Source organism: Kitasatospora sp. NPDC058406, from assembly GCF_042722765.1.
Classification (GTDB): Bacteria; Actinomycetota; Actinomycetes; order Streptomycetales; family Streptomycetaceae; genus Kitasatospora.
Genome location: NZ_JBHXKE010000030.1, coordinates 53,001 through 54,469 on the forward strand (window position 1 = coordinate 53,001; position 1,469 = coordinate 54,469).

The 1,469-nt window shown below is 80.5% G+C and carries 1 protein-coding gene; it reads left to right on the forward strand.

Annotated features, from left to right (window positions below):
* Positions 1 to 1,469, forward strand: a 1,469-nt coding sequence (locus ACFWOG_RS08995; protein ID WP_380356246.1) for a beta-ketoacyl reductase, incomplete at both ends; no start/stop codon positions are given.

Below are 1,469 nucleotides of genomic sequence, written 5' to 3' on the forward strand. Positions count from 1 at the left end.
GCCTTCTCCTCTGCGACGGCGTGCCGCTCGATCTGCTGTGCCCTTGTCGTCGGCCGCGCCTGTGGCGGCTGCTCCACCCCGTGCTCGCGGTCGCGGACGGCCCGGCCGACGGCGCCGCGCGGGCGCTGGCAGCCCGCGGCGCCGAGGTCGAGCTGCTGCGGACGGCGGACGGTACGGACCGCGCCGCGCTGGCCGGCCGGCTGCCCGCCGCCGTCGACGGAGTCCTGGCCCTGCCCGGCACGGACGTCGAACTGCTCGTCCTGGTCCAGGCGTTGGGCGACGCCGGGGTGAGCGCGCCGCTGTGGTGCGCGACCCTGGGCGCGGTGGAGGCCGGCGGGCAGCCGGTCGGGCGGCCCGAGCGGGCCCGGCTCTGGGGCCTGGGCCGGGTCGTCGCGCTGGAGCACCCCGAGCGCTGGGGCGGTCTGGTGGACCTCCCCGCCGAGCCGGACGACGCGGCCTGGGAGGGGCTGTGCGCGGCACTGGCCGGAGCGGGCGGTGACGACCAGCTCGCGGTCCGCCCGTCCGGTCTGCTGGGCCGCCGGCTGCGCCGCTCCCCGGTCCCGGCCGCCGCCACCCCGGCCGCCACCCCGGCCGCCACCGCCCCGTCGGCGGGCTTCGCGGCCCTGCGCGGCACGGTGCTGATCACCGGCGGGACCGGCGGACTGGGCGCCCAGCTGGCCCGGCGGCTGGCCCGAACCGGCACCCGGCGCCTGGTGCTGACGAGCCGGCGCGGACCGTCCGCCCCGGGTGCGGAGCGGCTGGCCGCCGAACTGACCGCGCTCGGCGCCGAGGTCACGGTGGCGGCCTGCGACGTGGCGGACCGCGCTGCGCTGGCCGCCCTGCTGGACGGGCTCGGCGAGGAGCGGGTCGACGCGGTGGTGCACGCCGCCGGGCTGACCTCCGACACGCCGCTGGCCCGCTGCACGCCGGAGGGCTGGGCCGCCGAGTGCGCCGCGAAGGCGGCGGGCGCGGCCAACCTGGACGCCCTCCTGGAGGGCCACCGGATCGAGGCGTTCGTCCTGTTCTCCTCGGTGTCGGCGGCCTGGGGCAGCGCCGGGCAGGGGGCGTACGCCGCCGCCAACGCCCAGCTGGACGCGCTGGCCGAGCACCGGCGCTCGCGCGGGCTGCCCGCCACCTCGGTGGCCTGGGGCCCGTGGGCGGGGGCGGGGATGGCCGAGGGCCCCACCGGCGAGCGGCTGCGCGCGCTGGGGCTGCGCCCGATGGCGCCCGCGACCGCGCTGGACGCGCTGGAGCAGGCCCTGGAGCTGGACGAGACGCACCTCGTGGTGGCCGACCTGGACTGGACCCGCTTCGCGGCGCTCTTCGAGTCGGCCCGGCGCAGCCCGCTGCTGGCCGAACTGACCGCCGCCCGGGCGGCGTCCGCCGACGACGGCCGGGGCGACGACCGGGGCGAGGACCGGGGCGACGGTGAACCGCGGGAGGCTCCGGACGCGCAGTCGTCCCCCGGC